The sequence below is a fragment of the Pseudomonas sp. HC1(2025) genome (assembly GCF_058742075.1).
This window is the reverse complement of record NZ_CP196017.1, coordinates 4,716,894-4,743,248: the sequence shown is the minus strand read 5'-3', so window position 1 is coordinate 4,743,248 and position 26,355 is coordinate 4,716,894. Positions and strand designations below refer to the sequence as shown.

The 26,355-nt window shown below is 58.1% G+C and carries 20 protein-coding genes; 11 read left to right on the top strand and 9 right to left on the bottom strand.

Annotated elements, in window-relative coordinates; all coding sequences use genetic code 11:
- Nucleotides 1-154: 154 nt before the first annotated feature.
- The 4 genes from ACSSVH_RS21190 to yaaA all read right to left on the bottom strand — a co-directional run bounded on the left by ACSSVH_RS21190 (nt 155) and on the right by yaaA (nt 5,900).
- On the bottom strand, nt 155-1,324 hold the full coding sequence (locus ACSSVH_RS21190) for an alginate biosynthesis protein Alg44 (RefSeq protein ID WP_169954545.1): 1,170 nt from the start codon (nt 1,322-1,324) through the stop codon (nt 155-157).
- A gap of 37 nt (nt 1,325-1,361) precedes the next feature.
- Nucleotides 1,362-2,843 (bottom strand): mannuronan synthase, encoded by a 1,482-nt coding sequence (alg8, locus tag ACSSVH_RS21185; protein WP_407073421.1) that lies wholly within the window; start codon nt 2,841-2,843, stop codon nt 1,362-1,364.
- 148 nt (nt 2,844-2,991) lie between these two features.
- Nucleotides 2,992-4,308 carry a nucleotide sugar dehydrogenase gene (locus tag ACSSVH_RS21180; protein WP_172312071.1) on the bottom strand — a complete coding sequence of 439 codons (1,317 nt, stop codon included), beginning with the start codon at nt 4,306-4,308 and terminating at the stop codon, nt 2,992-2,994.
- 812 nt (nt 4,309-5,120) lie between these two features.
- On the bottom strand, nt 5,121-5,900 hold the full coding sequence (gene yaaA / locus ACSSVH_RS21175; protein ID WP_492633690.1) for a peroxide stress protein YaaA: 780 nt from the start codon (nt 5,898-5,900) through the stop codon (nt 5,121-5,123).
- Nucleotides 5,901-6,047: 147 nt separating this feature from the next.
- On the opposite strand from yaaA, the gene ACSSVH_RS21170 reads away from it, so the two are divergent.
- From ACSSVH_RS21170 to ACSSVH_RS21140, 7 genes are all read left to right on the top strand, one after another.
- Entirely contained in the window at nt 6,048-7,172 is a 1,125-nt protein-coding gene (locus ACSSVH_RS21170) for a polysaccharide deacetylase family protein (RefSeq protein WP_492633689.1), read from the top strand.
- Between the two features lie 323 nt (nt 7,173-7,495).
- Nucleotides 7,496-8,890, top strand: coding sequence for a PhoH family protein (locus ACSSVH_RS21165; protein WP_169954541.1), 1,395 nt, complete (start codon nt 7,496-7,498; stop codon nt 8,888-8,890).
- Nucleotides 8,891-9,039: 149 nt separating this feature from the next.
- Nucleotides 9,040-9,513, top strand: coding sequence for a cyclic pyranopterin monophosphate synthase MoaC (moaC, locus tag ACSSVH_RS21160; protein WP_057438233.1), 474 nt, complete (start codon nt 9,040-9,042; stop codon nt 9,511-9,513).
- Nucleotides 9,510-9,752 carry a molybdopterin converting factor subunit 1 gene (gene moaD, locus ACSSVH_RS21155; RefSeq protein WP_169954540.1) on the top strand — a complete coding sequence of 81 codons (243 nt, stop codon included), beginning with the start codon at nt 9,510-9,512 and terminating at the stop codon, nt 9,750-9,752. The genes moaC and moaD overlap by 4 nt, the downstream gene beginning before the upstream one ends.
- Nucleotides 9,753-9,754: 2 nt before the next feature.
- Nucleotides 9,755-10,201 carry a molybdopterin synthase catalytic subunit MoaE gene (gene moaE / locus ACSSVH_RS21150; protein WP_169954539.1) on the top strand — a complete coding sequence of 149 codons (447 nt, stop codon included), beginning with the start codon at nt 9,755-9,757 and terminating at the stop codon, nt 10,199-10,201.
- A 223-nt stretch (nt 10,202-10,424) separates the two neighbouring features.
- Nucleotides 10,425-12,383 (top strand): hypothetical protein, encoded by a 1,959-nt coding sequence (locus tag ACSSVH_RS21145; protein ID WP_170056772.1) that lies wholly within the window; start codon nt 10,425-10,427, stop codon nt 12,381-12,383.
- A gap of 382 nt (nt 12,384-12,765) precedes the next feature.
- On the top strand, nt 12,766-17,349 hold the full coding sequence (locus ACSSVH_RS21140; RefSeq protein ID WP_492633688.1) for an RHS repeat domain-containing protein: 4,584 nt from the start codon (nt 12,766-12,768) through the stop codon (nt 17,347-17,349).
- A 17-nt stretch (nt 17,350-17,366) separates the two neighbouring features.
- On the opposite strand, the gene ACSSVH_RS21135 is transcribed toward ACSSVH_RS21140, so the two are convergent.
- The 3 genes from ACSSVH_RS21135 to ACSSVH_RS21125 form a co-directional block, all read right to left on the bottom strand.
- On the bottom strand, nt 17,367-18,494 hold the full coding sequence (locus ACSSVH_RS21135) for an NAD(P)/FAD-dependent oxidoreductase (RefSeq protein WP_432754591.1): 1,128 nt from the start codon (nt 18,492-18,494) through the stop codon (nt 17,367-17,369).
- 145 nt (nt 18,495-18,639) lie between these two features.
- On the bottom strand, nt 18,640-20,115 hold the full coding sequence (gene rhlB, locus ACSSVH_RS21130) for an ATP-dependent RNA helicase RhlB (protein WP_169954535.1): 1,476 nt from the start codon (nt 20,113-20,115) through the stop codon (nt 18,640-18,642).
- A gap of 78 nt (nt 20,116-20,193) precedes the next feature.
- Nucleotides 20,194-20,868 (bottom strand): alpha/beta hydrolase, encoded by a 675-nt coding sequence (locus ACSSVH_RS21125; protein ID WP_169954534.1) that lies wholly within the window; start codon nt 20,866-20,868, stop codon nt 20,194-20,196.
- 344 nt (nt 20,869-21,212) lie between these two features.
- On the opposite strand from ACSSVH_RS21125, the gene ACSSVH_RS21120 reads away from it, so the two are divergent.
- The 4 genes from ACSSVH_RS21120 to ACSSVH_RS21105 all read left to right on the top strand — a co-directional run bounded on the left by ACSSVH_RS21120 (nt 21,213) and on the right by ACSSVH_RS21105 (nt 25,382).
- Complete coding sequence (locus ACSSVH_RS21120; RefSeq protein WP_169954533.1) at nt 21,213-22,244, top strand: amino acid ABC transporter substrate-binding protein; 1,032 nt, start codon at nt 21,213-21,215, stop codon at nt 22,242-22,244.
- Between the two features lie 72 nt (nt 22,245-22,316).
- On the top strand, nt 22,317-23,498 hold the full coding sequence (locus ACSSVH_RS21115; RefSeq protein ID WP_492633687.1) for an amino acid ABC transporter permease: 1,182 nt from the start codon (nt 22,317-22,319) through the stop codon (nt 23,496-23,498).
- A gap of 10 nt (nt 23,499-23,508) precedes the next feature.
- On the top strand, nt 23,509-24,606 hold the full coding sequence (locus ACSSVH_RS21110) for an amino acid ABC transporter permease (RefSeq protein WP_170041786.1): 1,098 nt from the start codon (nt 23,509-23,511) through the stop codon (nt 24,604-24,606).
- Nucleotides 24,607-24,617: 11 nt separating this feature from the next.
- Complete coding sequence (locus ACSSVH_RS21105; RefSeq protein ID WP_169954530.1) at nt 24,618-25,382, top strand: amino acid ABC transporter ATP-binding protein; 765 nt, start codon at nt 24,618-24,620, stop codon at nt 25,380-25,382.
- Nucleotides 25,383-25,439: 57 nt separating this feature from the next.
- Here the strand turns inward: ACSSVH_RS21105 and ACSSVH_RS21100 are convergent, their stop codons facing one another.
- Nucleotides 25,440-25,934 carry a type II toxin-antitoxin system MqsA family antitoxin gene (locus ACSSVH_RS21100; protein WP_492633686.1) on the bottom strand — a complete coding sequence of 165 codons (495 nt, stop codon included), beginning with the start codon at nt 25,932-25,934 and terminating at the stop codon, nt 25,440-25,442.
- Nucleotides 25,931-26,242, bottom strand: a complete 312-nt coding sequence (locus tag ACSSVH_RS21095) for a type II toxin-antitoxin system MqsR family toxin (protein WP_492633685.1) — start codon at nt 26,240-26,242, stop codon at nt 25,931-25,933. Before ACSSVH_RS21095 ends, ACSSVH_RS21100 begins: the two co-directional genes overlap by 4 nt.
- Between the last annotated feature and the right edge of the window lie 113 nt (nt 26,243-26,355).

The following is a 26,355-nucleotide window of genomic DNA, read 5'->3' as shown; positions in this document are numbered from 1 at the left end:
GCTTTTGTAGGAGCTGGCTTGCCTACGATGCGCGCGACTCGGTGTGCCTGCTGCACCGAGTCGATGCTATCGCGGGCAAGCCCGGCTCCCACAGAAGTGGGCTCCCACAAGGGTTGTGTTGTTCTTGAAATAGGGTTCACAGGCAAATCCTCGCTTACAAACCAGCAGCCATGGCTTTATCAATCAGCCAGTTCAGGGACGGGCCACGGTCGCTCGTCACTTCTACCGGGCGGCCGGCATAGGCGCTGTCCAGCGGGGCATCGGGCTTGATCTGCACGCGGATATCCGAGGACAGGTCGGCGCTGTTGAGGCTGGTGCTGCTGACGATGGTGCCGGTGCGGGTCTGTTCTTCATCGGCGACCTGGAAGCTCACCGGGGTGCCTGGGCGCACATCACCGAACTGGCGATAGGAGAAACGCGCCTCGACATTCGCCTGGCTGCCGCGCGGCACCAGTTGGAAGATCACATCACCCTTGCTCGCGTATTGACCGTCGGCCACCAGTTGCTGGGCGACGATGCAATCGCAGGGCGAGGTCAGGGTGCCGGTCATTTGCTTGCCGAACAGCTCTTCGACCTTGGCCGGTTGCAGCTGGTCTTCGTCCAGGTGGCCCTTGAGCACATCCAGCATGCTGGTGCTGAAGGTCGCCAGTGGCGCGCCTTTGGCGGCAACCCCGTTGTCTTTGATCAGGCTTTGCACGGTGCCGTCGCGGGGCATCGTGACGTTCATGCCCGGCACGCTGACCAGGCCGGCCTGGGCATGGCTGACGAAGTACATGCCATACACCGACTTGAACACAAAACCGAACGCCGCCAGGCCCACCAGGAAGATCGCCAGGCTGAAGGTCACGGCGCGCAGGCGGCCAAAGGCGGTCATGCCGCTGCCGCTGTCCTTGACCTTGCGTGCCTTGGTGAAGTTGTCGCGCTGCAAGGTCGCCAGTACATCGCCCATGGTCACGATATCGCCGGACAGGTGCGAAGTGATCAGGTGGCGCAGGGTGGAAATATCCTGGGCATCCAGGTTCTGGAACTGGCAGCCGGTGCGGCCGGTCTGGCGGTCGTGGGAGCGGATCAACAGCTCCACGTCCATCGCCAGGCCGAGGTTGTCGATGACAAATTGCAGGCGCGCCTTATGCACATCGCCAACCTTCAGCGGTTGCTGGGCGGCATTGAAGGCCAGGCCGCCGGCGGACAGGTCGATGACCCGTACTTCCATGGGGGTGCGGTCGGCGCCGAAGAAGCGCAGCTTGGCCGGGATTTTGACCCGGGCGTGTTGGCGCTGGGCTTCGGATTCGTGGACAACATTGGCGTTTACTTGACTGTTCATCAGGGCATTTCCTTAAGTTAATTCAGGCTTGGCAGGGTCAGACCATCATCAGCAACACGGCGACGAAAATGCTGCCGGCGGAGAAGGTCATGGTCCGAGACGACCAGGTGTTGAACCAACGCTGTGCGCTTTCCAAATCACGGGTCAGTTTGGTGTCCTGGCGGGTCCAGGATTGTTGATCGAGGCGGAAGAACACGTAGATCTTCACCAGCGCGCCCATGATCTGGTTGTAATAGAGAATCACCGGGTAGGCGGGGCCGATCTTGTGGCCCGAGCACGACAGCAACAGGGTCAGGATCAGGCGCGTGATACCAATCCACAAAAGGTAAGCGAGGATGAACGCGCCGCCGTACTTGAAGGTGGCGATGATCGCCACGGTCAGGCCGAGCAGGGAGGTCCACATCGACACGCGCTGGTCGAACAGCACCACGCTGGTGAACAGGCCCAGTCGGCCCATACCCAGGCCCAGGGCCCGGGAGTTCTGGCGCAGGTTGTTGCCGTACCAGCGGAACATCAGCTTGCGGCTGGCCTTGATAAAGCTCTTTTCCGGTGGATGCTCGACGGTGTTGATCGCCGCGTCGGGCACGTAGAAGGTGTCGTAGCCCAGGCGCATCAGGCTGAACCAGCTGGACTTGTCATCGCCGGTGAGGAACTTGAAGCGGCCCAGGCGCCAGTGTTGCAGCGAGTCGCTTTCCACGTCGGCGATAAAGCCGGGGTCGGTGACCACGCTGGCACGGAACACCGACATGCGTCCGGTCATGGTCAGCACGCGCTTGGACAGGGCCATGGAGCACATGTTGATGTGGCGCTGGGCGAAGCGCAGTTTGTGCCACTCGCTCATGATGTAGCCGCCGCGCACTTCGCAGAACTCGTTGGTGGTCAGGCCGCCGACATTGCCGAACAGCTGGAACCACGGCACGGTCTTGCGTACCACGCCTTCGGCGAGCACGGTGTCGCCATCGATCACCGCCACCACGGCGCGGTCGTCCGGCAGGTGGCGGGAGATGGCGCGGAAACCAAAGGCCAGGCCATCGCGCTTGCCGGTGCCGGCGATGCGCACGAAGTCGAGCTTGACGTGAGCCGGTGGGTTCATCTTTTCCCAGAGGCTCTTGACCAGCAGTTCATCGGACATTTCCACCAGCGAGCAGACCACGGTGGTGGGGAAGCCGCACTCGATGGCCTCGCGAATCACCGAGCTGTAGACCTGGGCGGTGGTCAGCGCGTCGATGCGAAAGCTGGTGACCATCAGGAATACGTGGGAGGGGTCCGCCGCTTTGCCCAGCTTGCGCACTTTGCGCCGCAGGTGCGGGTAGACCACGTACAGGAACAGCATGCCGCGCACAAAGTGCGTAGCGCCCATGGAGTAGCGCCAGATGCCAACGGCGCCAATCAGGAAAATGAAATTCTTCGACTGCGAGTCGAATGTGCTCGCCGGCAACGCCAGGGCCAGGCACATCAACACGCTTAAAAACAACAGCCAACCGGCGGCCTGAAGGAGGCCGTGCTTTAGCCTGTGCATAATCTGCATCCGTCTGGAGTCTCGGGCGAGCCTGTGGGGTGGCCCGATGGGGTTGTGGCAGGCTTACAGTGGGGCGCCATCGCCGGCGAGCCGGCTCCTACATGACATGCGCGACCTGTAGGAGCCGGCTTGCCGGCGATCAGCGCGCTTACCAGCAAATGCCTTCGGTACGCCCATTGACGCTGGTGGCCTGGGACATGAAGCCCACCAGGTCGATCACTTGCTTACCGTGCGGGGCTTGTTGGGCCAGGGCGCGGAATTTCTCGTCGCGGTTGCCGAGGATGATCACGTCGCTGCTGTTGATCACATCGTCGAAGTCCGAGTTGAGCAGGGACGACACGTGGGGGATCTTGCCTTCGATGTAGTCCTTGTTGGCCCCATGCACACGGGCGTATTCGACGTTGCTGTCGTAGATGCTCAGGTCAAAGCCCTTGCCGATCAGCATTTCCGCCAGTTCCACCAGTGGGCTTTCGCGCAGGTCATCGGTGCCGGCCTTGAAGCTCAGGCCCAGCAGGGCGACCTTGCGCTTGTCGTGGCTGGAGACGATGTCGAAGGCGTTCTGCACCTGGGATTCGTTGCTGCGCATCAGCGAGTTGAGCAGCGGCGCCTCCACGTCCAGGGTGCTGGCGCGGTAGGTCAGGGCGCGCACGTCTTTTGGCAGGCACGAGCCGCCGAACGCAAAGCCTGGGCGCATGTAGTACTGGGACAGGTTGAGGGTCTTGTCCTGGCAGACCACTTCCATCACTTCGCGACCATCCACGCCGACCGCCTTGGCGATGTTGCCGATCTCGTTGGCGAAGGTGACCTTGGTGGCGTGCCACACGTTGCAGGTGTACTTGATCATCTCGGCAACGGCGATGTCCTTGCGGATGATCGGTGCGTCGAGTTCTTCGTACAGCGACTGCAGGACGTCGCCCGAGGCTTTGTCCAGTTCGCCGATCACGGTCATCGGTGGCTGGTCGTAGTCGGCGATGGCGGTGGATTCGCGCAGGAACTCCGGGTTGACCGCGACACCGAAGTCGACCCCGGCTTTTTTGCCCGAGCAGTCTTCGAGGATCGGGATCACTACGTTGGCCACGGTGCCGGGCAACACGGTGCTGCGCACCACGATGGTGTGGCGGGTGGTCTTGTCACGCAGGACAAAACCAATCTCGCGGCATACCGCTTCGATGTAGTTGAGTTCCAGGTCGCCGTTTTTCTTGCTCGGCGTGCCCACACAGATCATCGACAGGTCGGTATCGCGGATGGCGTCGGCGAAGTTGGTGGTACCGCGCAACCGGCCGGTGGCAATGCCCTGGCTCAACAGTTCGCCCAGGCCGGGTTCAACGATGGGGGATTTGCCCGCGTTGATCAGGTCGATCTTATCCTTGGAAATATCCACGCCGACCACTTCGTGGCCCCGTGCAGACAGGCAACCGGCACATACTGCACCCACGTAACCCAAACCAAATATGCTGATGCGCATCGCATTTACCTCTATCTTAATCACGCCATTAGATGGCCGGAGTTCATGTTTTCAAGCGTCACTCATGCACTAGGTAATGCCGTGAATAGACACAGCATTGCCATGTACAGGCATGTTAAAAGTCGAGTGACTAACTAATGCACTCAAGTTGTGCGCAACTTGGCCTTGTTGTTGGGGCTTGCCCTGAAATGCAGCCAGCCTTCGGTGAGAAGGGTCTGGCGCCAGTGCCGCAATGCCTTGATAGGACGTGAAGTCCTTATCTATCAATGCCTTGGGTTGTCTCACTGACCCATTCGGGTAGGCTTAGCCTTGGCCTTGTAGGGGATGGTCATGCAACCTTATCGCCCGCCCTCAACTAAACAGTTGGTAATTAGACCGAAGAGTCATAGTTGTATGTGACAACTTCACTACTTCTTTTGGTCGCTGTGTAAGTCATATCGCACAAGAACAGAGATAATCGTTACCGGTGGTATGAGCGGCCCTGGAAGACATAGTTCCGGGCCGCTCATCCTGTTTCTCGAAATTTCTTGAAATATTAGGAAAGATGGCACTGGTACTATATTGATAGCACTTGCGGATTGGGCTAGTGGTTATAGGGAGTTGGCGCGGGGATATAGTTTTATGCCACTACTGTTTTAAAAAAGTGGTGCCACTACGAAAAAAACTGACGAATGTCGAGTGAAAGAAACGTTAGGAAATCTGAAGAAAAATTATTGACGCCAAAATAATGACGATTTCATTGGGGAAATGCAGATAAAAATGTGGGAGCTGGCAAGCCAGCTCCCACATTGGATTTGCGCTGTATTGGTGACCTATTGCGGTGCGTGGTCGCGCAAAAACACCAGGTTGTCCGGCTTGGACTGTTCGCCACTGAAGCGATAGCCCTGTACATCGAACTGCTTGAGCTGCGCCGGGTCGTTGATGCGTTCTTCGATGACGAAGCGGCTCATCATGCCCCGGGCTTTCTTGGCGTAGAAGCTGATGATCTTGTACTGGCCGTTCTTCAGGTCCTTGAACTCGGTGTTGATGATCCGCGCGTTGAGGGCCGGGCGCTTGACCGCCGAGAAGTATTCGTTGGAGGCCAGGTTCAACAGCACGTCATCGCCTTGCTCGGCCAGGGCTTCGTTGAGCCATTCGCTGATGCGTGTGCCCCAGAAGGCGTACAGGTCCTTGCCACGGGCATTGGCCAGCTTGGTGCCCATCTCCAGGCGGTACGGCATCATCAGGTCCAGCGGGCGCAGCAGGCCGTACAGGCCCGAGAGCATGCGCAGGTGATCCTGGGCGTAGGCGAAGTCGGCGTCGTTGAAAGTCTGGGCGTTGAGGCCGGTATAGACGTCGCCCTTGAAGGCCAGCAGCGCCTGCTTGGCATTGGCCGGGGTGAAGGCGGGGGTCCAACTGCCGAAACGCGCGGCGTTGAGGCCGCCGATCTTGTCGGAAACATGCATCAGTTCACTGATCTGCGCCGGGCTCAGCTCGCGCAGCTGCTCGATCAACGCTTGGGAGTGGTCCAGGTATTGCGGCTGGGTAAAGCGCTGGGTCGCAGGCGGGCTCTCGAAATCGAGGGTTTTGGCTGGGGAAATCACCATCAGCATGAAGTCGTCTCCTGTAATCGTCGGGGGATTCTAGGGGGTTGGGGCCTTCGACTCCACCTATCACGGCAATAGCTGCCATACGGTTATCCCTGTGGGAGGATTGCGATCGGCTATAGTGGCCGACGACTCTGGAGGGGGAGACCCGTTGTGCGAATTGCGCTTTTGTTGTGCGCCTGGCTGACCTGCCTGGGTGCCCAGGCGGCCAGTGTGGATGTCGCGAGCCTGGACCGCGGCACCTGGCCGGAAAAACTCAGCAGCCCGGCGCTGTTCGATGTGGCGTCACGCGCCGAAATCCTCATGTTCGCCAACGCGCTGTTGGCCAGCGAGGCCCTGGATGAGCCGGCCCTCAAGCAGCGCCTGGGGCTGAAGATCATCAACCAGGGGGCCATCGACGACCTGCGTCGCCACCTCTGGCAACGGTTGCTGGAAAACTACGGATTTGCCCAGCAAAGCTGCGAGCAGGACGCCTCGTTCTGCTACCTGGTGGACAACATGGACGACCTGCGCGAGCAGGCCGGCAAGTTCGCGGTGGGCGAGCAGTCCTTCTATATAGGCTGGGCCGGCCCCAGCCGCGCGTTTCACCAGCGCTACCTGGACGAGCTGTTGCGCAAGGCCGCCCTGTTTCCACAGATCAGCAGCGAAGTCGCACGTTTTGGCGATTTCGAGCGCAACGGTGATGAACTCAATGACCGCCTGTTTTTACTGACCTTCGATGGCGGCCCGTCACCGATCAGCGGTAATACCGACTGGCTGGCCGACTACCTGCGCAAGCAAAAAATGACCGCGACCTTTTTTGCCCTCGGCAATAGCCTGCAAACCCGCCTGGAAAAGACCTCGCCCGCCGATATGCAGGCGTTGTACCAGGGCCAGTGCGTGGGCATCCAGGGCTGGCAGTACCGCTCCCATAGCCATTGGGTCGACTGGCAGAGCTCGATCACCCGCACGGCATCACTGACCCAGCACCTGTTGCCGGAAAACTACGTGCCGCTGTTTCGCCCGCCCTACGGCCAGCGGCGGGCTGACAGCCAGGGCTTCTTCCAGGGCCAGGGCCTGCAAGTGGCGCTATGGGATATCGACTCCCAGGACGAGCCCGGCCAGCTCAAGGCCGACGAGTCGGCCCAGCGGGTGCTGACGCTGATGCTGTTGTGGCGCAAAGGGGTGATTGTGTTCCACGACACCCAGGACAAGGCGCGGGTCGCATTGCCGCTGTTGCTCCAGGCAACGGCGCAAAGTGGGCTGGGCTGGCAGGACTGTCGGGAGGCGTTTCGCTGAAAAGCGCAAAGGCCCGGCCCTGTTGGGGATGATGGCGTTTCGGGGTGATTTGCTGCGACATTTCGATGCAGGCGGACTTCCGACTTTAGCGGTGTGTGTGGCGGCCCGCCAGTGCTATTCGTCATCCTGAAAAATAAACTTCAAAAAAGCGTCAAAGTGCTTTTTCCTGTCATGGGTTTTGCGGTATTACGAAGGCAGATCGCCGAAACCTGCACCACAGGTGGCGTCTTCCCAGACTCCCTTTGCGGTGTGTTCGGCGGTCGAATCGAGGCGCAGCACTGTTGTGGTATTGCGTCGACTGGCTCCCACAAAGGTGACCGAGTATGGATGATCATGGACGTAACCCTTCTTCCGACCAGCCAATCCTTTATGTGCTTGATACCAATGTATTGATCCACGATCCAAACGCGTTGCTCAATTTCGAAGAACACCACGTCGCCATCCCAATGATCGTGCTCGAGGAACTCGACAAACTCAAAAGCGGGCACCACAGCGTTGCCGCCGAATGTCGCCAGGCGATCCGCCTGATCGACAAGACCCTGGGCGAAGCCTCGCCCGAGGATGTGGAAGTCGGCGTACCGATCCAGCGTGGCAAGAGCGGGCCCAAGGGCTTGCTGTCGATCCTGATGAGCAAGCGCAGCGAACCCAACAGCCTGCTGCCGGAAAACCTCAACGACAACAAGATCATCAACCAACTGATCGACCTGCACGCACGTGACAAGGACCTGCGCCTGGTGCTGGTGACCAAAGACATCAATATGCGCCTCAAGGCACGAGCGTGTGGGATCGCCGCCGAGGACTACAGTACCGACCAACTGGTCGACGACGTATCGATGCTGTCCCGTGGTTATCACACCATGACCGGCTCGTTCTGGGACCGCGTCAGCAAGGTCGAGACCCGCCAGGACCATGGCCGCACCTGGCACCAGGTACAGCTGACCGACAACTTGCCGGCGGTGCATATCAATGAATTCATCATCGACGAACAGGGTTTTGTAGGCTGGATCAAAGAGATCCAGGTCGACAAGCTGCTGATCCTCGACCTGCATCAGGAACCCCTGTTGCACCAGGAAGCCTGGGGCCTGAAACCGCGTGATATCTACCAGAGCCTGGCGCTGTACGCGTTGCTCGACCCGGACATCCACCTGGTCAACCTGACCGGCGCGGCGGGTTCGGGCAAGACCATCCTCGCCCTGGCGGCGGCCATCGAGCAGACCATGGTCACCAAGCGTTATCGCCGCATCATCGCCACTCGCAGTGTGCAGGGCCTGGACCAGGAGATCGGCTTTTTGCCCGGCACCGAAGCGGAAAAAATGGAACCGTGGCTGGGGGCGATCACCGACAACCTCGAAGCCTTGCACATGGATGACGAAAACACCCATGGCAGTGTCGACTACATCCTCAGCAAAGTGCCGTTGCAGTTCAAATCCCTCAACTACATTCGAGGTCGCAGCTTCCAGCAGAGCCTGATTTTGATCGATGAATGCCAGAACCTCACCCCGCACCAGATGAAAACCATCATCACCCGTGCCGGCGCCGGTTCCAAAGTGGTGTGCCTGGGCAACCTGGCGCAGATCGACACCCCTTACCTGTCCGCGACCAGCTCCGGGCTGACCTACCTGACGGAACGCTTCAAGGATTTCCCGAACGGCGTGCACATCGCCTTGCAGGGCGTCCCTCGCTCGATTCTGGCCGAATACGCCGAATCCCACCTGTAACCGCCCAGTGTGGGAGCGGGGTTGCCCGCGATAGCGGTGGGTCAGTCGATGATAAGTTGACTGACGCGCTCCTATCGCAGGTAAGCCAGCTCCCACCTTTTGATCTGCGTTGGGTTTACAATCGGGGGCTTCTGATCAGGAGTATCCCCGTGCTGACTCATCTCGATTCCCAGGGCCGTGCCCATATGGTCGACGTCACCGACAAAACCGTGACGTTCCGTGAAGCCGTGGCCGAAGCGCGGGTGCGCATGCTGCCCCAGACCCTGCAAATGATCGTCGACGGCGCCCACCCCAAGGGCGATGTGTTCGCCGTGGCCCGCATCGCCGGGATCCAGGCGGCGAAGAAAACCAGCGACCTGATCCCCCTGTGCCATCCGCTGATGTTGACGGGCGTCAAGGTTGAGCTGGCCGCCGAAGGGGAAAATACCGTACACATCATCGCCCGCTGCAAACTGTCCGGGCAGACCGGCGTGGAAATGGAAGCGCTGACGGCCGCCAGTGTCGCCGCACTGACCATCTACGACATGTGCAAGGCGGTGGACCGTGGCATGACCATCGAGAACATCCGCCTGCTGGAAAAGCTTGGCGGCAAGAGCGGGCATTTCAAGGCGGACCAGGCATGAGCATCCACGTACTGTTTTTTGCACGCTACAGCGAGGCGGTAGGCCTGGACTCCCTGGAGGTCGAAGGCGACTTCGCCACCGTCGATGCCGTGCGCCAGGCACTGGCCGCAGATCCTGGCTTCGAGGTGCTCAATGAGGCCAGCCTGATGTGCGCGCGCAACCAGGAACTGTGCGCCCTCGACGAGCCTTTGCAGGCCGGCGATGAAGTGGCCTTCTTCCCGCCCGTGACCGGAGGCTGACCATGGCCATTCGTGTGCAAGCCCAACCCTTTGACCCCGGCGCCGAAGTCAACGCCATGCACGCCGCCAATGTAGGCGTGGGCGCAGTGGTGAGCTTTGTCGGCTATGTACGCGATTTCAACGACGGCCTCGATGTGGCGGGGATGTTCCTCGAACACTACCCCGGCATGACCGAAAAGGCCCTGGCCAAGATCGCTGTCGAGGCTGAGCAGCGCTGGCCGCTGCTCAAGCTGGAAGTGCTGCACCGCATCGGCGCCCTGGAGCCTGGCGAGCCCATCGTGTTCGTGGCGGCTGCCAGTGCCCATCGCCAGGCGGCGTTTGATGCCTGTGCGTTTGTGATGGACTACCTCAAGACCCGCGCGCCGTTCTGGAAGAAGGAAAACACCAGTGAGGGGCCGCGCTGGGTGGAGGGGCGCGACAGTGATCATGCGGCGGCGGATCGCTGGTAGTGGCGAGCAGCACCCACTACTAGCTCTATTTGACCTATAAAACCTTTGGTTTAGGCCAAAAGGTTCTGCACAACTGTCAATTCTGACAGTTGTTCGTCATTCTCCTTTAATACTTAATTACACTAACGGGCATTGGGTTTTCCTTTAGAGATAACCAGGCTGTATTAAGTAGTTATGCCTCCGATTGTACTTCATCGAAGATGAAAGTTTCAGGGAGAAAAAAATGACTGAGGAAAATAAACTGTCCAGGCTTTCCCATTTCAGGGTTACATGCCCGGATGGCTCGAACTTTACGGATAATCTTTATGCCAACGGGCGCCATCAATGTGAGGTTGTTGTTGAAGTAATAAAAGAGTGCCCAAATAGAATTGGGGTATGGGAGCGTACTGAATTAACTGATGAAGAAATTGAAAGTATCAGAGTTGTTTCGTTTTTTTCAGAAGATGGAGGATTTTTACCTAGTGGTTGGAGTTGTGATGAGAGAAAAAATATTTACAGTGAAGGGCTTTGGGAAGGTGATAAAAAAGTAGAACTGAAACCAACTGATTATAATCCGGGTCCCCTGGTTCAGAGGGTTTCTCGTTACTTGCGTTTCAGTTCGCAAGGCTCTATGGAGTCAGTCAGACTTGTAGCATGTATGGTTTTGAACGGTCAGGTTTATAAAACCAAGTCGTTGGCGGAAGATAGCGGTTTTGATTCGTCGGTTACCCTCCAGCCAGTGGTTCCATTTAGACTCTCTGTGAAAGATTTGGTTGAGTATAAACATGCAGCAGTTTCGGATACAACGTTCTATGCGACGGTGTATTATTGGACTCCTCCTGCTGGGGTGGTGTTCGTTGCGCAAGAAGGTCTTGATCGGCCGTTGGATATGGACTACGAGGGTGACCATTTTCAGACTGGTTACGCTTATGCAAAACAGGGCAATAACACTCCCCATAAGGGGGGTGTAGTTGTTAATAAGGAGAACTCTCCCGTTATGCGGTCGGATATATTCAAGCCTTACGGTGTTCCGGTTTACAACCATTATGTGCGGACTGATATGCGGCCGACCATCATGAGGGCAATAACGGCACGATCTCTTGCTTTGAAAGTTGATGTTACGCACGACTCGAATAGCACATGGAGTTTGATAGATAATTTTGGAAACTTACATCAGTTTGTATTGGAGTCGGCCGGTGCTAACTATGAAGGCTTGCGTATAAAAGATAAGGGGCCAAACCTAAACTTGACCTATTTCAAGATAAAGCTTCCTAATAATCAAACTTGGACGGATGCTCTTTATAGCAACGGTCGTCATCAGTGCAAGGTCCAGGTCGAGGTGCTATTGGAGCGCGAGGGTGCAGGTCCTGTTCCACTGACTGCAGAGCAGCGTGCTAGTGTGACGATTACACGTTACTCAACAAATGTACACGAAGTATTGCCGCCTGGATGGTCTTGTGATGTTGAAAAAAACATGTTTGACACGGGACGCTGGGTGAGAGATGGCATCATGGAAGATGAGCAACGCAACATAGGCCCGGATGATAATGGTTCGGTACCGTTTTCAGAAATAATTGATCGGTATATGCGTTTCGACTCGACCACTCCGATCGAAACTCAAAAATTCATGGCCAGAATCATAATAGATGGGGTTGTTTATACAACTAATCCGATATCTACTCCAGGTGGTAGTTCAATTGATATTCTTCCGATTAGACCATACCGTCTAAGCGTGCGCGATTTGACAGTTTATCATGATTTTGATGCGCAGCATGATGCTAATAGTGACGCAGATGTTTTTTATTATAATCCACCGGCGGGACTGAGGATTGTCTCCACGATGGGACTTGACAACCCTTTGCAAGTCAATGATGAGGGTGATTACTTTCAAACGTCATTTTCGCAAAGAATCAACAGAGATGGATATCGGTATTGTAAGGCCGGTGTTGTCTTGCAAAAAGATGTGCCAGGCTTGAAGCTGCGGACTCATGATGTTCAGAAAAATGCAAACTTTCGTAATCCTTATATTGAATACAATGTTGTGTCTACTATTTTTCGTGTAGTGAAAATTTGGACAACAAATCCAATTGTTGAAGGTGATACAAAAAGTACATTGCGTGTCTGGGATAATTTTGGATGTGAGCATAGATTTTTTATAGAGAAGGCGGACAGTGGGCGTAGTTTAGAACTGAGAGATGCATGAGTGTGCGATTTCTGATGGCGAGTTCGGGTATGTAGTGTGCGTTTGGATTTAACTATTTTGCTGGTTGTCTGTACAGTTGAGGAGTTAAAAATGAATGTCTATTCTAATGCTTTTAATTTCAGTTCGTATCTCAACGGTTCAGTTGATCCGCGCACGGGGCAGTATGGTGGGCAAATTCGTTTGGCCACTTTGTATCCTGAAGGCCCACAAGAGGTGAGTCGGGATATTATGCTGTCGTTTTCTATGCTTAATTCCATTAATAGCCCTTACGGTATCGGATGGCAGCTCAGTAATACTTCATTTGATTTGGTCAGTCTGAATTTTACCATTGCTCAATGGCGGAAGATATCAAACCAGTGGTCTGCCTTCGGTAGGCGGCACGATGATATTCAAGGATTACAAGTTAAAAGATCTAGTCGTCAAACGACCGGATACCAATACGCTGCATGTAATTTACAAAGATGGATCTGTAGAAGTTTTACGTCGCACAAGCAGTACTGTGCCGTACCGGATAGACGCTATATTGTTCGAGAATGGCGAGCGCTTGACTTTCCGGTACGGCACTACAGGTTTTTTGGAGCGGATCCTCAACCATAAGCAAGAAGATCTACTTATTCTGACCTACTCCACCGGGCGTTTGTCGTACGTAGATGCTCGGGTCGAAGGAGGGCGTTATGCCCGCATTCAATTTACACAGATCAATAATCTTTTGACGAGAGTGACGGCCCCCTATGATCGTAGTGAGCCGCCCGGCGCTGCGGCTTATGCGTTTGAATACTGGCCGGAGTTTCGCAACGGCCTGGTCCCTATTAAGCGAGTTTATTCGCCGATGGGTGGGGAGGAACTGATTAGTTATGAGGAGAACGGGCACCAATATGCCAACAACCAATACATTCCACGGGTCGTCCGTTGGGTGCAGACACCAGGGGCCAGTCAGCCGGACATGATCCGGACCTATGCCTACAGTCAGGGCAAGAATTTTACCGGTTACCCGTTCTCCGGCGGTTTTCGCGAAGGCGAAGACAACCTGTACTTGGTAGGCAGCGCTTATGACTACTGGACCGAAGAGACCAGCCGCAGTGCTAATAATGCGGTGCTGAGCGTCAGCCGCACCACCTATAACAAGTTTCACCTGTTGACCGAAGAACGGGTTACGCGCGAGGGCGCGCGGACCCAAATGAGCATCACGTACAACACGGTCCCCGGCCTGTTTCCCGCCCAGCCAGCCAATCTCCACCTTGCCAAAACCATCACCAAACGCTATGAGCTAGTGGCTGGTGGTACCCCGAGGGAAGAGATCCAGCAGATAGAAACTGACGACTACGGCAACGAACTCAGTCGCACTGAGCCTTCCGGTATCCGTACCGAATACAGCTATTACCCGATTGCGGGAGAAAGCGGCAAGTGCCCTGCCGACCCCCACGGTTTGTTCCAGCGCTACCTCAAAGAAGAGCGATTCGTGCCCGTAGGAGGCCCGCCTGCCGCGCGGCTCACGGAATATACCCATACACGTGTCCCGCAGACGGGCAGTAGCTATTTTGTGCTGCAGCAATCCATCAACCAGGCTGGTGTGCTGGCCATGCAGCAGACTTATTACCAAACCCCTGTCGAGCTGGCTGGCCGGTTGAAGAGCGCCACCAGTACGGTCGGCGGGCAGGCGCTGACCAGTGAGTTCAGTTACGTGATTCAAGGCGATAATGTGCTCGAAACCCGGCGGCTGAAGGGGCGCGAGGGGCAATGGCTCGAGGCCAAGCGCACGCTTTCGCTGGTCAATCGACGCCTGTTGTCGATGACGCGAGACGGCGAAAGCACTCTGGAACTGGCTTACGACGTCAGTGGCCGGTTGACGGTGGAAACGGTTGCTCCCGGCACACCGCAAAAAGCCACGCGGCAATACGCCTACCATTTTGCGCAGGGGGTGACGCGTGCCCATTTGATCACCACGGATGCTCAATGGATCAAGGCCATTACTTACTATGATGGTGCTGGCCGCCAGGTGGCCGAAGCACAGGTGATCGGCTCGAATCAGGAGCGACCCACTTGTACCTGGCGTTATGACGCGCTCGGGCAAACCGTCGAAGTGGTCGATATGGATTACGTGACCGAAGGGCAACGCTTGTTGAAAAGCACCCACACCTACAACCGCTGGGGCAACGCGAGCCGTGTCACCCACGCCGATGGCCGCGTAGTGATCAATGAGTACGACCCGCTGCTCAATCTCACGGAAGAGGGCGTTGTGGGCGGGGAACGCCGTATCACCTATTTCAATGCCTACAACCAGCCGATCAAGGTCGAGCGCCTGGATGCCAGCAACAATAAAGTTGAAGTGGAGTCGTACACCTACGATGGCCTGGGGCGATGCCTGACGGTATTGGATATCAATAAAACCCTCACTGAGTTGACTTACGACGGGTTTGACCGGCTGGTGACGACCCTGCAGAAACCGGTCGACGGTACTCCGCAGCGGCTGAGTAAAACTGACTACGTCCCAGGAACCAGCAGTGAGTTGGCCAGTGCCATCACCGTCGACGGCAAGCGGTTGGGGGCCCGTACTTACGACAGCCTGGGCCGGATGACCAGCCAGGTGCGTGGGACGGGACAGGCTACGACCTGGGAATACGAGGCCGGTTGGTTTGAACCTATTGCCATGGTTTCCCCCCGTGGCGGGCGCCAGGTCATGACCTATGACAAGCAACTCGATGTGCCGACTCGGATTGAGATGACAGGACTGCCGGTGAGCACCTACCGGTATGATCCGGTGGGCGGAGCATTGACGCGTTCGGAGGCCAATGGCCTGATCCATGAGCTTTTCCAGGATGCCATCGGCCATCCCGAGAAGGACATTCAAACCGCCAGCGGTACGTCGCTGACTTCCCAGTATGGCTACTCCCCCGCAGGGCGCCTGCTGCATCAGACCTCAGCCGATGGCCAGCGCAGTGCGCTTGCATACGATACCCTCGGGCGATTTTCCAAGATGACCACCGGCCCCCTGGTGATCGAACAGACTTACGACACCCTGGGCCGGCCGCAGAACCTGACCACCACCTATGAAAGCACGAAGATTCTCACACGCGTGACCTACGACTCGCTGGGTCGGGAAGCTGAGCGCCGCTTTGAGCAAAACGGTGCATTGTTCCAGGTGTTGGCCAGTACGTATTACGTCAACGGTATGTTGGCGACTCGGTTTCTTCGCAATGCGAGTTCACAGGTGGTCATTGGCGAGACCTTCACCTACGACGCCTACCTGCGGCTCAAGACCTATCGCTGTGAGGGGCCTGAACATCCCAAGGATCACCTGGGCCGGGGCATTGTCGGGGAGGATTACACCTTCGACAGCCTCAATAACATCACGCGGGTCGTCACTGCATTTGCCGATGGCACACAAGACACCTGCCAACGTTATTTTACCGGTACCGACCCCACGCAGTTGACCCGCCTGACCCATACCCGCCCGGTGCAGGATGTCACCCTGACATATGATGCAGCGGGCAATTTGCAGGCGAGCCCAGAGGGCCACGCCTATACGTACAATGGCTTTGAACAACTGACGGCGGTGAAGGCCGGCCCTCTCAACTACAGCTATAAGTACGATGCCGAGGCGCGCCAGGTGCATGCATCCCGGGGCGCTGAACCGCCCGTGATGCTGGCATACGCCGGTAGGCGTCTGGATCTGCTGGTTGAAGGCAGTAAAAAGATCCGTTTCGCTGACGGTGGGGATGAGGTGATGGCGCGCAGTGGTGGCGTGGACGGCCCACAACTGCATATGAACGATGCCAGCGGTAGTGTGCGCGGCCTGTCAACTCCCGGTCAGCCCCATGTCCGCCGGCACTATACGCCCTATGGTGATGCATATATCCCCCTGGATGATGGCAAGGTCCGCAGCATGGCCGACCTGCAACTGCCGGCGTTCAATGGCGAGCGTCTGGATGTGCCGACCAACCTGTATTTCCTCGGTAATGGTCTGCGGGCCTACAGTCCTAGCCTGAGGATGTTCTTGCAGCCTGATCTGTTGGGCCCATTTGATGAGGGGGGGATCAATTGCTATGCCTACTGTGCCGGCAACCCGATCAACATGCGCGATCCTAGTGGGATGTGGCCTGGCTGGGTGAAGTGGGTATTGACCGGGGTAGCACTGGCGTTGTCGGTGGTAACGCTTGGGTTTGGGGCTGTCGGTCTTGCGGCCACGGTATCAGCTGCTGCAGCTTCGGCAACGTCAGTTGCTGCGGGGTTAGCTGCGGCAACAGTGGCGATGACCGCTGTGGGGGCGCCGGTCGTTGCGGGGGTTTTTGCGGGCGCGGCAGCCACTGCGACTGCGGCTGGCGCTACGATTGCCGCTGCCGCCGCTGCCGCCACAGGGTGGGTTATCGCCTCCAAGGCAGCGATCACCGTCGGAGCGGGGCTCGGTGTTGTCGGCGGGACGTTGAGTGTCGCGGGGCTGGCTACTGCCGAGGTCGATAAAGCCATGGGGTGGGACCGTTCGCACATCATCCGTAGGCTGGGGTGGGCCTCCCTCGGGTTTTCAATTGCCTCGTTGGTAGTGGGTATTGGGGGGGCTTATACCTCGTGGCACATGACCTACACCTCTGCGGCCTCAAAGGCGGCCGGAACCGGAAAACTGCTGGAAAGTCCCGCCGCCTTGGGGTTAATCGCGGGGGGCAAACGCATGTTGGGCTTATCTTACAAATTCACCGATAAATGGGGCATCACCCCATACAGCCAGCTTTTTGGGGCTACACGGGCTGTATTGAGATTTACCAATCTGGGGCGCTCGATTCAAGCGAGAGTCGGCTCACCGGCCACACCTCGACCGGAAGGCGGCGGCCCTGCTCCAGCCCAACCCCAGTCACAACCCACTGCCAGTCGAGTGGTCGATATGCCCGGCAGCAGCGCCGGCTTCTACCAGTCATTCAGAGAGGAAGCCTCGCGCATTCGCCAGCCCATCCTGGGGGAATTGTATCGAGGGTAGTCTTGGCAAACGCCGCATTAACCCAGACGCCGGGGCGACAACATCGCCTCGGTCAACCCCGCTCCCACCAACGCTTCGGGTAACGCCAGCCCACGCACCAGCGCCGCGCTGGCCTGGCCCATCGCCGGTGAGGTCTGGATGCCGTAGCCACCCTGGGCCGCGACCCAGAACAAGCCCTCTACCTGCGGATCAAAGCCACACACCAGGTCGCCATCGCTGACAAAACTGCGCAGCCCGGCCCAGGTGCGCGTGGGGCGGCGGATGCTCAGGGTGGTGGCCTGTTCGATGTGATAAATCCCCGTGGCGATGTCCAGTTCTTCGGGCTGCACGTCGTGGGGCTCGACCGGGTCGGCATTGGCCGGGGAGCCGAGGAACATGCCGGCGTCGGGCTTCATGTAGAACGAGCCGTCGAGGGCGGCCAGCTCCGGCCAGGCATGGATATTCACGTCTGCCGGCGGGGCGAAGATAAAGGCACTGCGGCGCTTGGGTTGCAGGCCGATTTTTTCGGCGCCGGCCAGTTCCGCGACTTGGTCGGCCCAGGCCCCGGCGGCGTTGATGATTACGGGGGCACTGAAGCGCTGTTGCGCGGTGCGCACTTGCCACTGGCCTTGATCGTCACGGGCCAGTTTCTGCACCTCGTTGTCGGTGTGGATTTGCCCGCCATTGCGCCGAATGCCACGCAAGTAGCCCTGGTACAGCGCATCGGTGTCGATATCGCAGACCGTCGGGTCGTAGATCGCGCCGTGGACTTTTTCCGCGCGCAGGATCGGCAGCATACGCAGCGCCTGCTCGGCACTCAGCAGCCGCGTCTCGGGCACCAGCGCCTTGGCGCTCAGGTATTGGCGCTGCAACTCGTCAGGATCGCCCGCCAGGTCCACCAGCAGTTCGCCACGGGGCGTGAGCAAGGGGTGTTCGCTGAAACCTGCGGGCGGGTGATCGAAGAAGTCGCGGCTGCCCAGGGTCAGGGCGCGCACTTGCGGCGTGCCGTAGGCCGCGATGTACAGGGCGGCGGAGCGGCCGGTTGCGTGATAGCCCGGCATGGACTCACGCTCCAGCACGATGACGCGGGCGTGTCGAGACAGCCAGTAACCGGCGCTGGCACCGGCGATGCCGCCGCCGATGATGAGGTAGTCGGCCTGGTTCATGGGTTCCTCCTTGAATATAAAAGCGCTGAAAGCCAATGTGGGAGCGGGCTTGCTCGCGAATGCGGTGTGTCAGTCTCTGGATATATTGACTGATCCACTGCATTCGCGAGCAAGCCCGCTCCCACATGGTTTACCGCAGTCCAGCTTAAGGGCGTTTACGCTCTACGGGGCGCAGCAAGTGCGTCGGCGGCGTCTCGCAGCTGATCTTGCGGCCCAGCAGGGTTTCAATCGACGGCAATTGATACGAATCGTCTTCCCCGGCAAAGCTGATCGATACACCCGCAGCGCCCGCCCGGCCGGTACGGCCGATGCGGTGTACGTAGTCGTCCGGCACTTCCGGCAGGGTGAAGTTGATCACGTGGCTGATGCCATCGATATGAATCCCGCGGCCCGCCACATCAGTGGCCACCAGCACGCGGATCTTGCCCTCGCGAAAGCCTTCCAGGGTCTTGATGCGCTTGTGCTGCGGCACATCGCCCGACAACTGCGCGGCGTTGACGCCATCGCGTACCAGGCGTTCTTCGATGCGCCGGACTTCGTCCTTGCGGTTGGCAAACACCATGACCCGCTCCCAGCCGTTGTCGTTGACCAGGTTGTAGAGCAGCTTGTATTTGTCGGCACCGGCCACGGCATAGATATGCTGCTCGACGTTCTCGCTGGCAACGTTCAGTGCCTCGATCTCGACGATGGACGGGTCGGTGGTCCATTGCTTGGCAAGGTTCATCACGTCTTCGGTGAAGGTCGCGGAGAACAGCAGGGTCTGGCGCTCGTTTTTCGGTGGGGTCTGGCGAATGATCTGACGCACTTGTGGGATAAAACCCATGTCGAGCATCCGGTCGGCTTCGTCCAGCACCATCACTTCGACCATGTCCAGGTGCACGTCGCCGCGCTGGTTGAAGTCCAGCAAACGGCCCGGAGTGGCGACCAGGATGTCGCAGTGCCGCGCTTCCAGGTGCTTGAGCTGTTTGTCGAAGTCCATGCCACCGACGAACGTCATGACGTTGAGCCCGGTGTACTTGGTCAGGTCGGCGGCGTCCTTGGCGATCTGCACCACCAGTTCGCGGGTCGGGGCGATGATCAGCGCCCGTGGCTCACCCATGTAGCGCTCTTTGGGCGGTGGGGTCTGCAGCAACTGGGTAATGATCGAGATCAGGAACGCAGCGGTCTTGCCGGTGCCGGTCTGGGCGCGGCCGATGGCGTCTTTGCCGGCCAGGGTAAAGCCCAGGACCTGGGCCTGGATCGGTGTGCAATACGGAAACCCCAGGTCCTGGATGGCGTGCATCAGTTCCGGAGCCAGCTTGAAGTCATGAAAGCGAGTCTTGCCCTCTTGGGGCTCGACCACGAAGTCTTCCAGCTTCCACGGCTTTACCACAGGTTTTGGCGCGCGTTCGCGGCGCGGTTTTTCTGCGCGCGGCGGTTCTTCTGCGGGCTGGGCGGCGACAGGGGCCGGGACAGCAGGCGTGGCGGGCGGCGGTTTTGGCGAGGCAACAGGCGCGGTTCGGCCAGGCTGTTTACCATCATTGCGGCTGCCGGACGTTTGGACAGGGGCGCTGGGAACAGGGGCGAGTGGTTCAGCCTCGCTTTTACCGAACATCTTCTTGAGTGCTTTGAGCACGGTCATCTCATCAATTGGTTAAGGAATGTACGCCGGCCAGTGTAATGCAAGAATCGGGCGCGGCGTAGTGCGTTGGTCATGCGGCTACATAATGGCGGGCTTTGAGCCCAGGCGGCCGGACAACCAGGTGCCGATGTCGCGGATTTCTTCGGGTAACACCTCGTGACCCATTGGGTATTCCTGCCATGTCACGGTGACACCACGCAGCTTTAAATGCTCGTAGGCGCTGCGGCCCATGGCGTTCTGCACCACCTCATCGTACTGGCCATGCAGGCACAGGGCTGGAATTCGCTGCTGGCTGGCGGACAGTTCCAGCTCATCGCTGAAAGTCGGCGCATAAGTGGAGAGGGCAAGCACGCCACCCAAGGCACCCTGCCATTTCACAAACGCGGCGTGCAGGACCACGGCGCCACCCTGGGAAAAGCCGGCAAGGAAAATTCGCGAGGCGTCTATCCCGCTGGCTTTTTGTTGTTCGATCAAATCGATGACCATGTCTGCCGACTCATCCAGCTGTTCGCGGCTGATGGCCCGTGCCGGACTCATGGCCAATATGTCGTACCAGCTTGGCATCTCGTAGCCACCATTGATGGTCACCGCACGGGTCGGCGCCTGGGGCAATACAAAGCGCGTGGACAGCAAGGTTTCCTGCAACGCTTCGGCCACTGGTAGGAAGTCGTAGCGATCGGCACCCAGGCCATGCAACCAGATTACGCAGGCGTCTGCGGGCTTGGCGGGCTGAAGAATCAAGGGTTCGGTCATGTTTGCTCCAAAAATGTGCGTGCGCGCCGATGGGGGGCGTCGGGGCGGTGCGTGGACGGTGGCTCAGTTAACAAGATGTCGCATGGCTGACTGTTTTGCGATTGATCCTGGGCTGAAACGGCTCAGCAGACACTCTGGTACGCCGCTTGCTATGTGTAGGTCGATGTCAGAACTATCTGAGGACGGTAACACTATCAGTGACTGCCGCCTCTGGGATAGCCGCTGCAATTACAGCGAAAGTCTCTGTCGCTTGACCCAAAAAAAAGCCAACACGGGTCGATATCGCCTCATAAGGGTGCGCAGAGGTTGGAGCTCCGACACAACAAGAGCAATTGGAGGTTTGAATGAAGGTATTGAAGTCTACCCTGGCCATCGTGACCGCGGCGACCGTCCTGGGCATCAGTGGCCTGGCCCAGGCCGGTGCCACCCTGGATGCGGTACAGAAGAAAGGTTTTGTGCAATGTGGCGTCAGTGATGGTTTACCGGGGTTCTCGGTGCCGGATGCCAGCGGCAAGATCCTCGGGATCGACGCTGACTACTGCCGCGCCGTGGCCGCTGCCGTGTTCGGTGACGCGACCAAGGTCAAATTCAGCCAGTTGAATGCCAAGGAGCGTTTCACCGCGCTGCAGTCTGGCGAAGTCGACATCCTCTCGCGCAACACCACCATGACCAGCTCCCGTGATGCGGGCATGGGCCTGAAATTCCCAGGGTTCATCACCTACTACGACGGCATCGGCTTTTTGGTCAACAGCAAGCTGGGGGTAAAAAGTGCCAAGGAACTGGACGGTGCGACCATCTGCATCCAGGCCGGTACTACCACTGAGCTGAACGTTTCCGACTACTTCCGTGGCAATAACCTCAAGTACACCCCGATCACCTTCGATACCTCCGACGAAAGCGCCAAGTCCCTGGAGTCCGGGCGCTGCGACGTGCTGACCTCCGACAAGTCGCAACTGTTCGCCCAGCGCAGCAAGCTGGCCGCGCCGAAAGACTACGTGGTATTGCCGGAAACCATTTCCAAGGAGCCCCTGGGCCCGGTCGTGCGCAACGGCGACGACGAGTGGCTGGCCATCGTGCGTTGGGTAGGCTACGCCATGCTCAATGCTGAAGAAGCCGGCGTCACCTCGAAAAACGTCGAGGACCAAGCCAAGTCCACCAAGAACCCGGACGTTGCGCGTCTGCTGGGGGCTGACGGGGAGTACGGAAAAGACCTGAAAGTGAAGAAGGACTGGGTGGTACAGATCGTCAAGCAGGTCGGCAACTACGGCGAAGTGTTCGAACGCAACCTGGGCAAGAGCACCCCACTGGAAATCGACCGTGGCCTGAACGCGCTGTGGAACAACGGTGGCATTCAATACGCACCACCAGTGCGCTGATAGCTGATGGTTCTATCACCCGGTGGGCCAACCGCCGGGTGATGTTCTGTTCCATTATTCCAGGGGCACTTAATGCAAACTCAAATCGGCGCACCAAAACAGAAGCTCAGCTTCAGTGATCCAAAAGTGCGTGGGTGGCTGTTCCAGATCATCACCATCGTGGCGGTGGTCTCGTTGGGCTGGTACCTGTTTAACAACACGCAAACCAATCTTCAGCACCGGGGCATTACCTCCGGTTTCGACTTCCTGGAGCGCAGTGCCGGGTTTGGCATCGCTCAGCATTTGATCGACTACACCGAATCGGACAGTTATGCCCGGGTCTTTGTGATCGGCCTGCTCAACACCTTGCTGGTGACCGTGATCGGTGTGGTCCTGGCGACGCTGCTCGGGTTCGTCATTGGGGTGGCGCGGCTGTCACCGAACTGGATGATCAACAAACTGGCGACCGTGTATGTGGAAGTGTTCCGCAACATTCCGCCGTTGTTGCAGATCCTGTTCTGGTATTTCGCGGTGTTCCTGACCATGCCGTTGCCGCGCAACAGCCATAACCTGGGCGACACCTTCTTTATGAGCGCCCGGGGCCTGAATATGCCGGCGGCGCTGGCGGCCGACGGTTTTTGGCCGTTTGTGGCCAGTGTGGTGGTGGCCATCGTGGCAGTCGTGCTGATGGCGCGTTGGGCCAACAAGCGCTTTGAAGCCACCGGCGTACCGTTCCATAAAATCTGGGCGGGCCTGGCGCTGTTCATCGTGATTCCGACGTTGTGCACCTTGATCTTCGGTGTGCCGCTGCACTGGGAAATACCCAGGCTTGCGGGTTTCAACTTTGTCGGCGGCTGGGTATTGATCCCCGAACTGCTGGCGCTGACCTTGGCGCTGACCGTCTACACCGCCGCGTTTATCGCCGAAATCGTGCGCTCGGGCATTGAGTCGGTGAGCCACGGCCAGACCGAAGCTGCGCGCTCCCTGGGCCTGCGCCCGGGGCCTACGCTGCGCAAGGTCATTATCCCGCAAGCCCTGCGGGTGATCATTCCGCCTTTGACCAGCCAATACCTGAACCTGGCGAAAAACTCATCCCTGGCCGCCGGCATCGGCTACCCGGAGATGGTGTCGCTGTTTGCCGGCACGGTGCTCAACCAGACCGGCCAGGCCATCGAGGTCATTGCCATCACCATGAGCGTGTACCTGGCGATCAGCATCAGCATTTCCCTGCTGATGAACTGGTACAACAAGCGCATTGCGCTGATCGAGCGGTGAGGAAACCAGCATGACTTCCCATACTTTCAAACCTGACATGCCACCACCGAACAAAGTGTTCGGGCCGATGGCATGGATGCGCGCCAACCTGTTCTCCAGTGGGTTCAACACCCTGCTGACGTTGCTGGCGATCTACCTGGTCTACTTGGTGGTGCCGCCGATTGTGCAGTGGGCGATCCTCGACGCGAACTGGGTCGGCACTACCCGGGCCGATTGCACAAAGGAGGGTGCTTGCTGGGTGTTTGTCCAGCAGCGCTTCGGGCAATTCATGTACGGCTATTACCCCGGCGACCTGCGCTGGCGCGTGGACCTGACCGTGTGGTTGGCCATCGTCGGCGTGGCGCCGTTGTTCATCTCGCGTTTTAAACCCAAGGCGATCTACGGCCTGGGCTTTCTGGTGGTGTACCCGATCATCGCCTTCTTCCTGCTGCACGGCGGAATCCTTGGCCTGGCCAACGTCGCGACCAGCCAATGGGGCGGGCTGATGCTGACCCTGGTGATCGCCACCGTCGGTATCGCTGGCGCCTTGCCGCTGGGCATCGTGCTGGCGTTGGGGCGGCGCTCCAAGATGCCGGCGATTCGCGTGATCTGTGTGACCTTTATCGAGTTCTGGCGCGGCGTGCCGTTGATCACGGTGCTGTTCATGGCGTCTGTGATGCTGCCGCTGTTCCTGCCAGAAGGCATGAACTTCGACAAGCTGCTGCGGGCGTTGATCGGTGTAATCCTGTTCCAGTCGGCCTACGTGGCGGAAGTGGTGCGCGGTGGCCTACAGGCGATTCCCAAGGGGCAATACGAAGCCGCCGCCGCGATGGGCCTGGGCTACTGGCGCAGCATGGGCCTGGTGATCCTGCCGCAAGCGTTGAAGCTGGTGATCCCCGGCATCGTCAACACTTTTATCGCGCTGTTCAAGGACACGAGCCTGGTGATCATCATCGGTCTGTTCGACCTGCTCAACAGCGTCAAGCAAGCCGCCTCCGACCCGAAATGGCTGGGCATGGCCACTGAGGGCTATGTGTTCGCGGCCCTGGTGTTCTGGATTTTCTGTTTTGGTATGTCGCGCTATTCCATTCATTTGGAACACAAGCTCGACACTGGCCACAAGCGTTAGGAGTTCTTTTGATGAGCGAAGCAATCAAACAGCCTGTGAGCCCTGAAGGCATTATCCAGATGCAGGGCGTCAACAAGTGGTACGGCCAGTTCCATGTGTTGAAAGACATCAACCTCAACGTCAAGCAGGGCGAGCGTATCGTGCTGTGCGGCCCGTCGGGCTCGGGCAAATCCACCACCATCCGCTGCCTCAACCGCCTGGAAGAACACCAGCAGGGGCGCATCGTGGTCGATGGCGTGGAGCTGACCAACGACCTCAAGCAGATCGAAAGCGTGCGCCGCGAAGTGGGCATGGTGTTCCAGCACTTCAACCTGTTCCCGCACCTGACCATCCTGCAGAACTGCACGCTGGCGCCGATGTGGGTGCGCAAGATGCCCAAGCGCAAGGCTGAGGAAATTGCCATGCACTACCTGGAGCGCGTGCGCATCCCGGAGCAGGCCCACAAATTTCCGGGGCAATTGTCCGGCGGCCAGCAACAGCGCGTGGCCATTGCCCGTGCCTTGTGCATGAAGCCGAAAATCATGCTGTTCGACGAGCCAACCTCGGCCCTCGACCCGGAGATGGTCAAGGAGGTGCTGGACACCATGATCGGCTTGGCTGAGGACGGCATGACCATGTTGTGCGTAACCCACGAAATGGGCTTTGCGCGCACCGTGGCCAACCGCGTGATCTTTATGGACAAAGGCGAGATCGTGGAACAGGCGGCGCCCAATGACTTCTTCGACAACCCGCAGAATGAGCGGACCCAGTTGTTCTTGAGTCAGATTTTGCATTGATTGCGATGTGATGTTCAAAAGCAAACCCGGCCTGGCGCCGGGTTTGTTTTTTGCGAGCTAGGAAGCTTTGAGTGCTTCAGCGTCGTTGTTTACGGCATACGTGAAGGCTGCGTGCAAATCAGCACCTTCGGCGAGGACTTTTGCCTCCGCCAGCAAGTGCGGGTGACGGTCCAACAACCGCATCAACAGCACCAAGGGTTTGGGCGCCATAAGCTCACCGCGCTCATATCGAGAGAACGCGTTGTGGCCGCCCCCGGACAACCATTGCACCGCTTCCTTTTGTGTAAGGTGAAGTTTTCGACGGATGCGTTTCATCTCGGTGCCGATCATTTTCCGAGCTGCCAGAACTAACTCGTCACCTGCTTCTCCATAGCGATCGGCACTATCGGTCTCGGGGTCCCAAAAGCCGTCGCCGCAGGCTTTGCATTCCCAGCCTGAAAGATTGTCGACCCGACGCTCCATGCCGTGGACACTGATGGTTTCGCTGCGGCCCTCGAAATAGCTCAAGGCATCAGGGGCGCCACAGATGTAGCACAGCTCGGTTTTTTTCATGGATTTTTCTCCTTGAAGGAGATTACCGGAGGCCTTCCGTCTGTGCGGTAAGTGACCTTGATGTAAATCTCCCGGTCTTTTGAGTGAGTGTGGTACACGTCCTGCCAGACTCGATGGTCTCCATAAGTGGTCATCGACTTGTACAACATCCAGTTTTCCAACGCATAGATCACTTCCTGTATTTCCTCGATGCTCAAGCGCAGGTTCCAGGCACATTGCTGTGCTGTCTTGGTAAATGCGTTCCTCCCAAGCCGCCTGACATCCGCCTTTATCACCGCCAAATCGTAATGAGGTGTGTACTTTTCCATAAGACACCTGCGTTCAATAATTACCCTCAGAGGGTAATTTTACTAATCGAAAATTCGGTTCTTTTGCCCGCCTGAAAATCCTAGTGCGTTGCTTCCGTAGGCAACTCCGAATA

Bases quoted from the DNA above. Each gene is read 5' to 3' on its own strand.
- ACSSVH_RS21190 (WP_169954545.1), bottom strand. From the start codon at position 1,324: ATGAACAGTCAAGTAAACGCCAATGTTGTCCACGAATCCGAAGCCCAG.
- alg8 (WP_407073421.1), bottom strand. From the start codon at position 2,843: ATGCACAGGCTAAAGCACGGCCTCCTTCAGGCCGCCGGTTGGCTGTTG.
- ACSSVH_RS21180 (WP_172312071.1), bottom strand. From the start codon at position 4,308: ATGCGCATCAGCATATTTGGTTTGGGTTACGTGGGTGCAGTATGTGCC.
- yaaA (WP_492633690.1), bottom strand. From the start codon at position 5,900: ATGCTGATGGTGATTTCCCCAGCCAAAACCCTCGATTTCGAGAGCCCG.
- ACSSVH_RS21165 (WP_169954541.1), top strand. From the start codon at position 7,496: ATGGATGATCATGGACGTAACCCTTCTTCCGACCAGCCAATCCTTTAT.
- moaD (WP_169954540.1), top strand. From the start codon at position 9,510: ATGAGCATCCACGTACTGTTTTTTGCACGCTACAGCGAGGCGGTAGGC.
- moaE (WP_169954539.1), top strand. From the start codon at position 9,755: ATGGCCATTCGTGTGCAAGCCCAACCCTTTGACCCCGGCGCCGAAGTC.
- ACSSVH_RS21145 (WP_170056772.1), top strand. From the start codon at position 10,425: ATGACTGAGGAAAATAAACTGTCCAGGCTTTCCCATTTCAGGGTTACA.
- ACSSVH_RS21140 (WP_492633688.1), top strand. From the start codon at position 12,766: ATGATATTCAAGGATTACAAGTTAAAAGATCTAGTCGTCAAACGACCG.
- ACSSVH_RS21135 (WP_432754591.1), bottom strand. From the start codon at position 18,494: ATGAACCAGGCCGACTACCTCATCATCGGCGGCGGCATCGCCGGTGCC.
- rhlB (WP_169954535.1), bottom strand. From the start codon at position 20,115: ATGACCGTGCTCAAAGCACTCAAGAAGATGTTCGGTAAAAGCGAGGCT.
- ACSSVH_RS21125 (WP_169954534.1), bottom strand. From the start codon at position 20,868: ATGACCGAACCCTTGATTCTTCAGCCCGCCAAGCCCGCAGACGCCTGC.
- ACSSVH_RS21120 (WP_169954533.1), top strand. From the start codon at position 21,213: ATGAAGGTATTGAAGTCTACCCTGGCCATCGTGACCGCGGCGACCGTC.
- ACSSVH_RS21115 (WP_492633687.1), top strand. From the start codon at position 22,317: ATGCAAACTCAAATCGGCGCACCAAAACAGAAGCTCAGCTTCAGTGAT.
- ACSSVH_RS21110 (WP_170041786.1), top strand. From the start codon at position 23,509: ATGACTTCCCATACTTTCAAACCTGACATGCCACCACCGAACAAAGTG.
- ACSSVH_RS21105 (WP_169954530.1), top strand. From the start codon at position 24,618: ATGAGCGAAGCAATCAAACAGCCTGTGAGCCCTGAAGGCATTATCCAG.
- ACSSVH_RS21100 (WP_492633686.1), bottom strand. From the start codon at position 25,934: ATGAAAAAAACCGAGCTGTGCTACATCTGTGGCGCCCCTGATGCCTTG.
- ACSSVH_RS21095 (WP_492633685.1), bottom strand. From the start codon at position 26,242: ATGGAAAAGTACACACCTCATTACGATTTGGCGGTGATAAAGGCGGAT.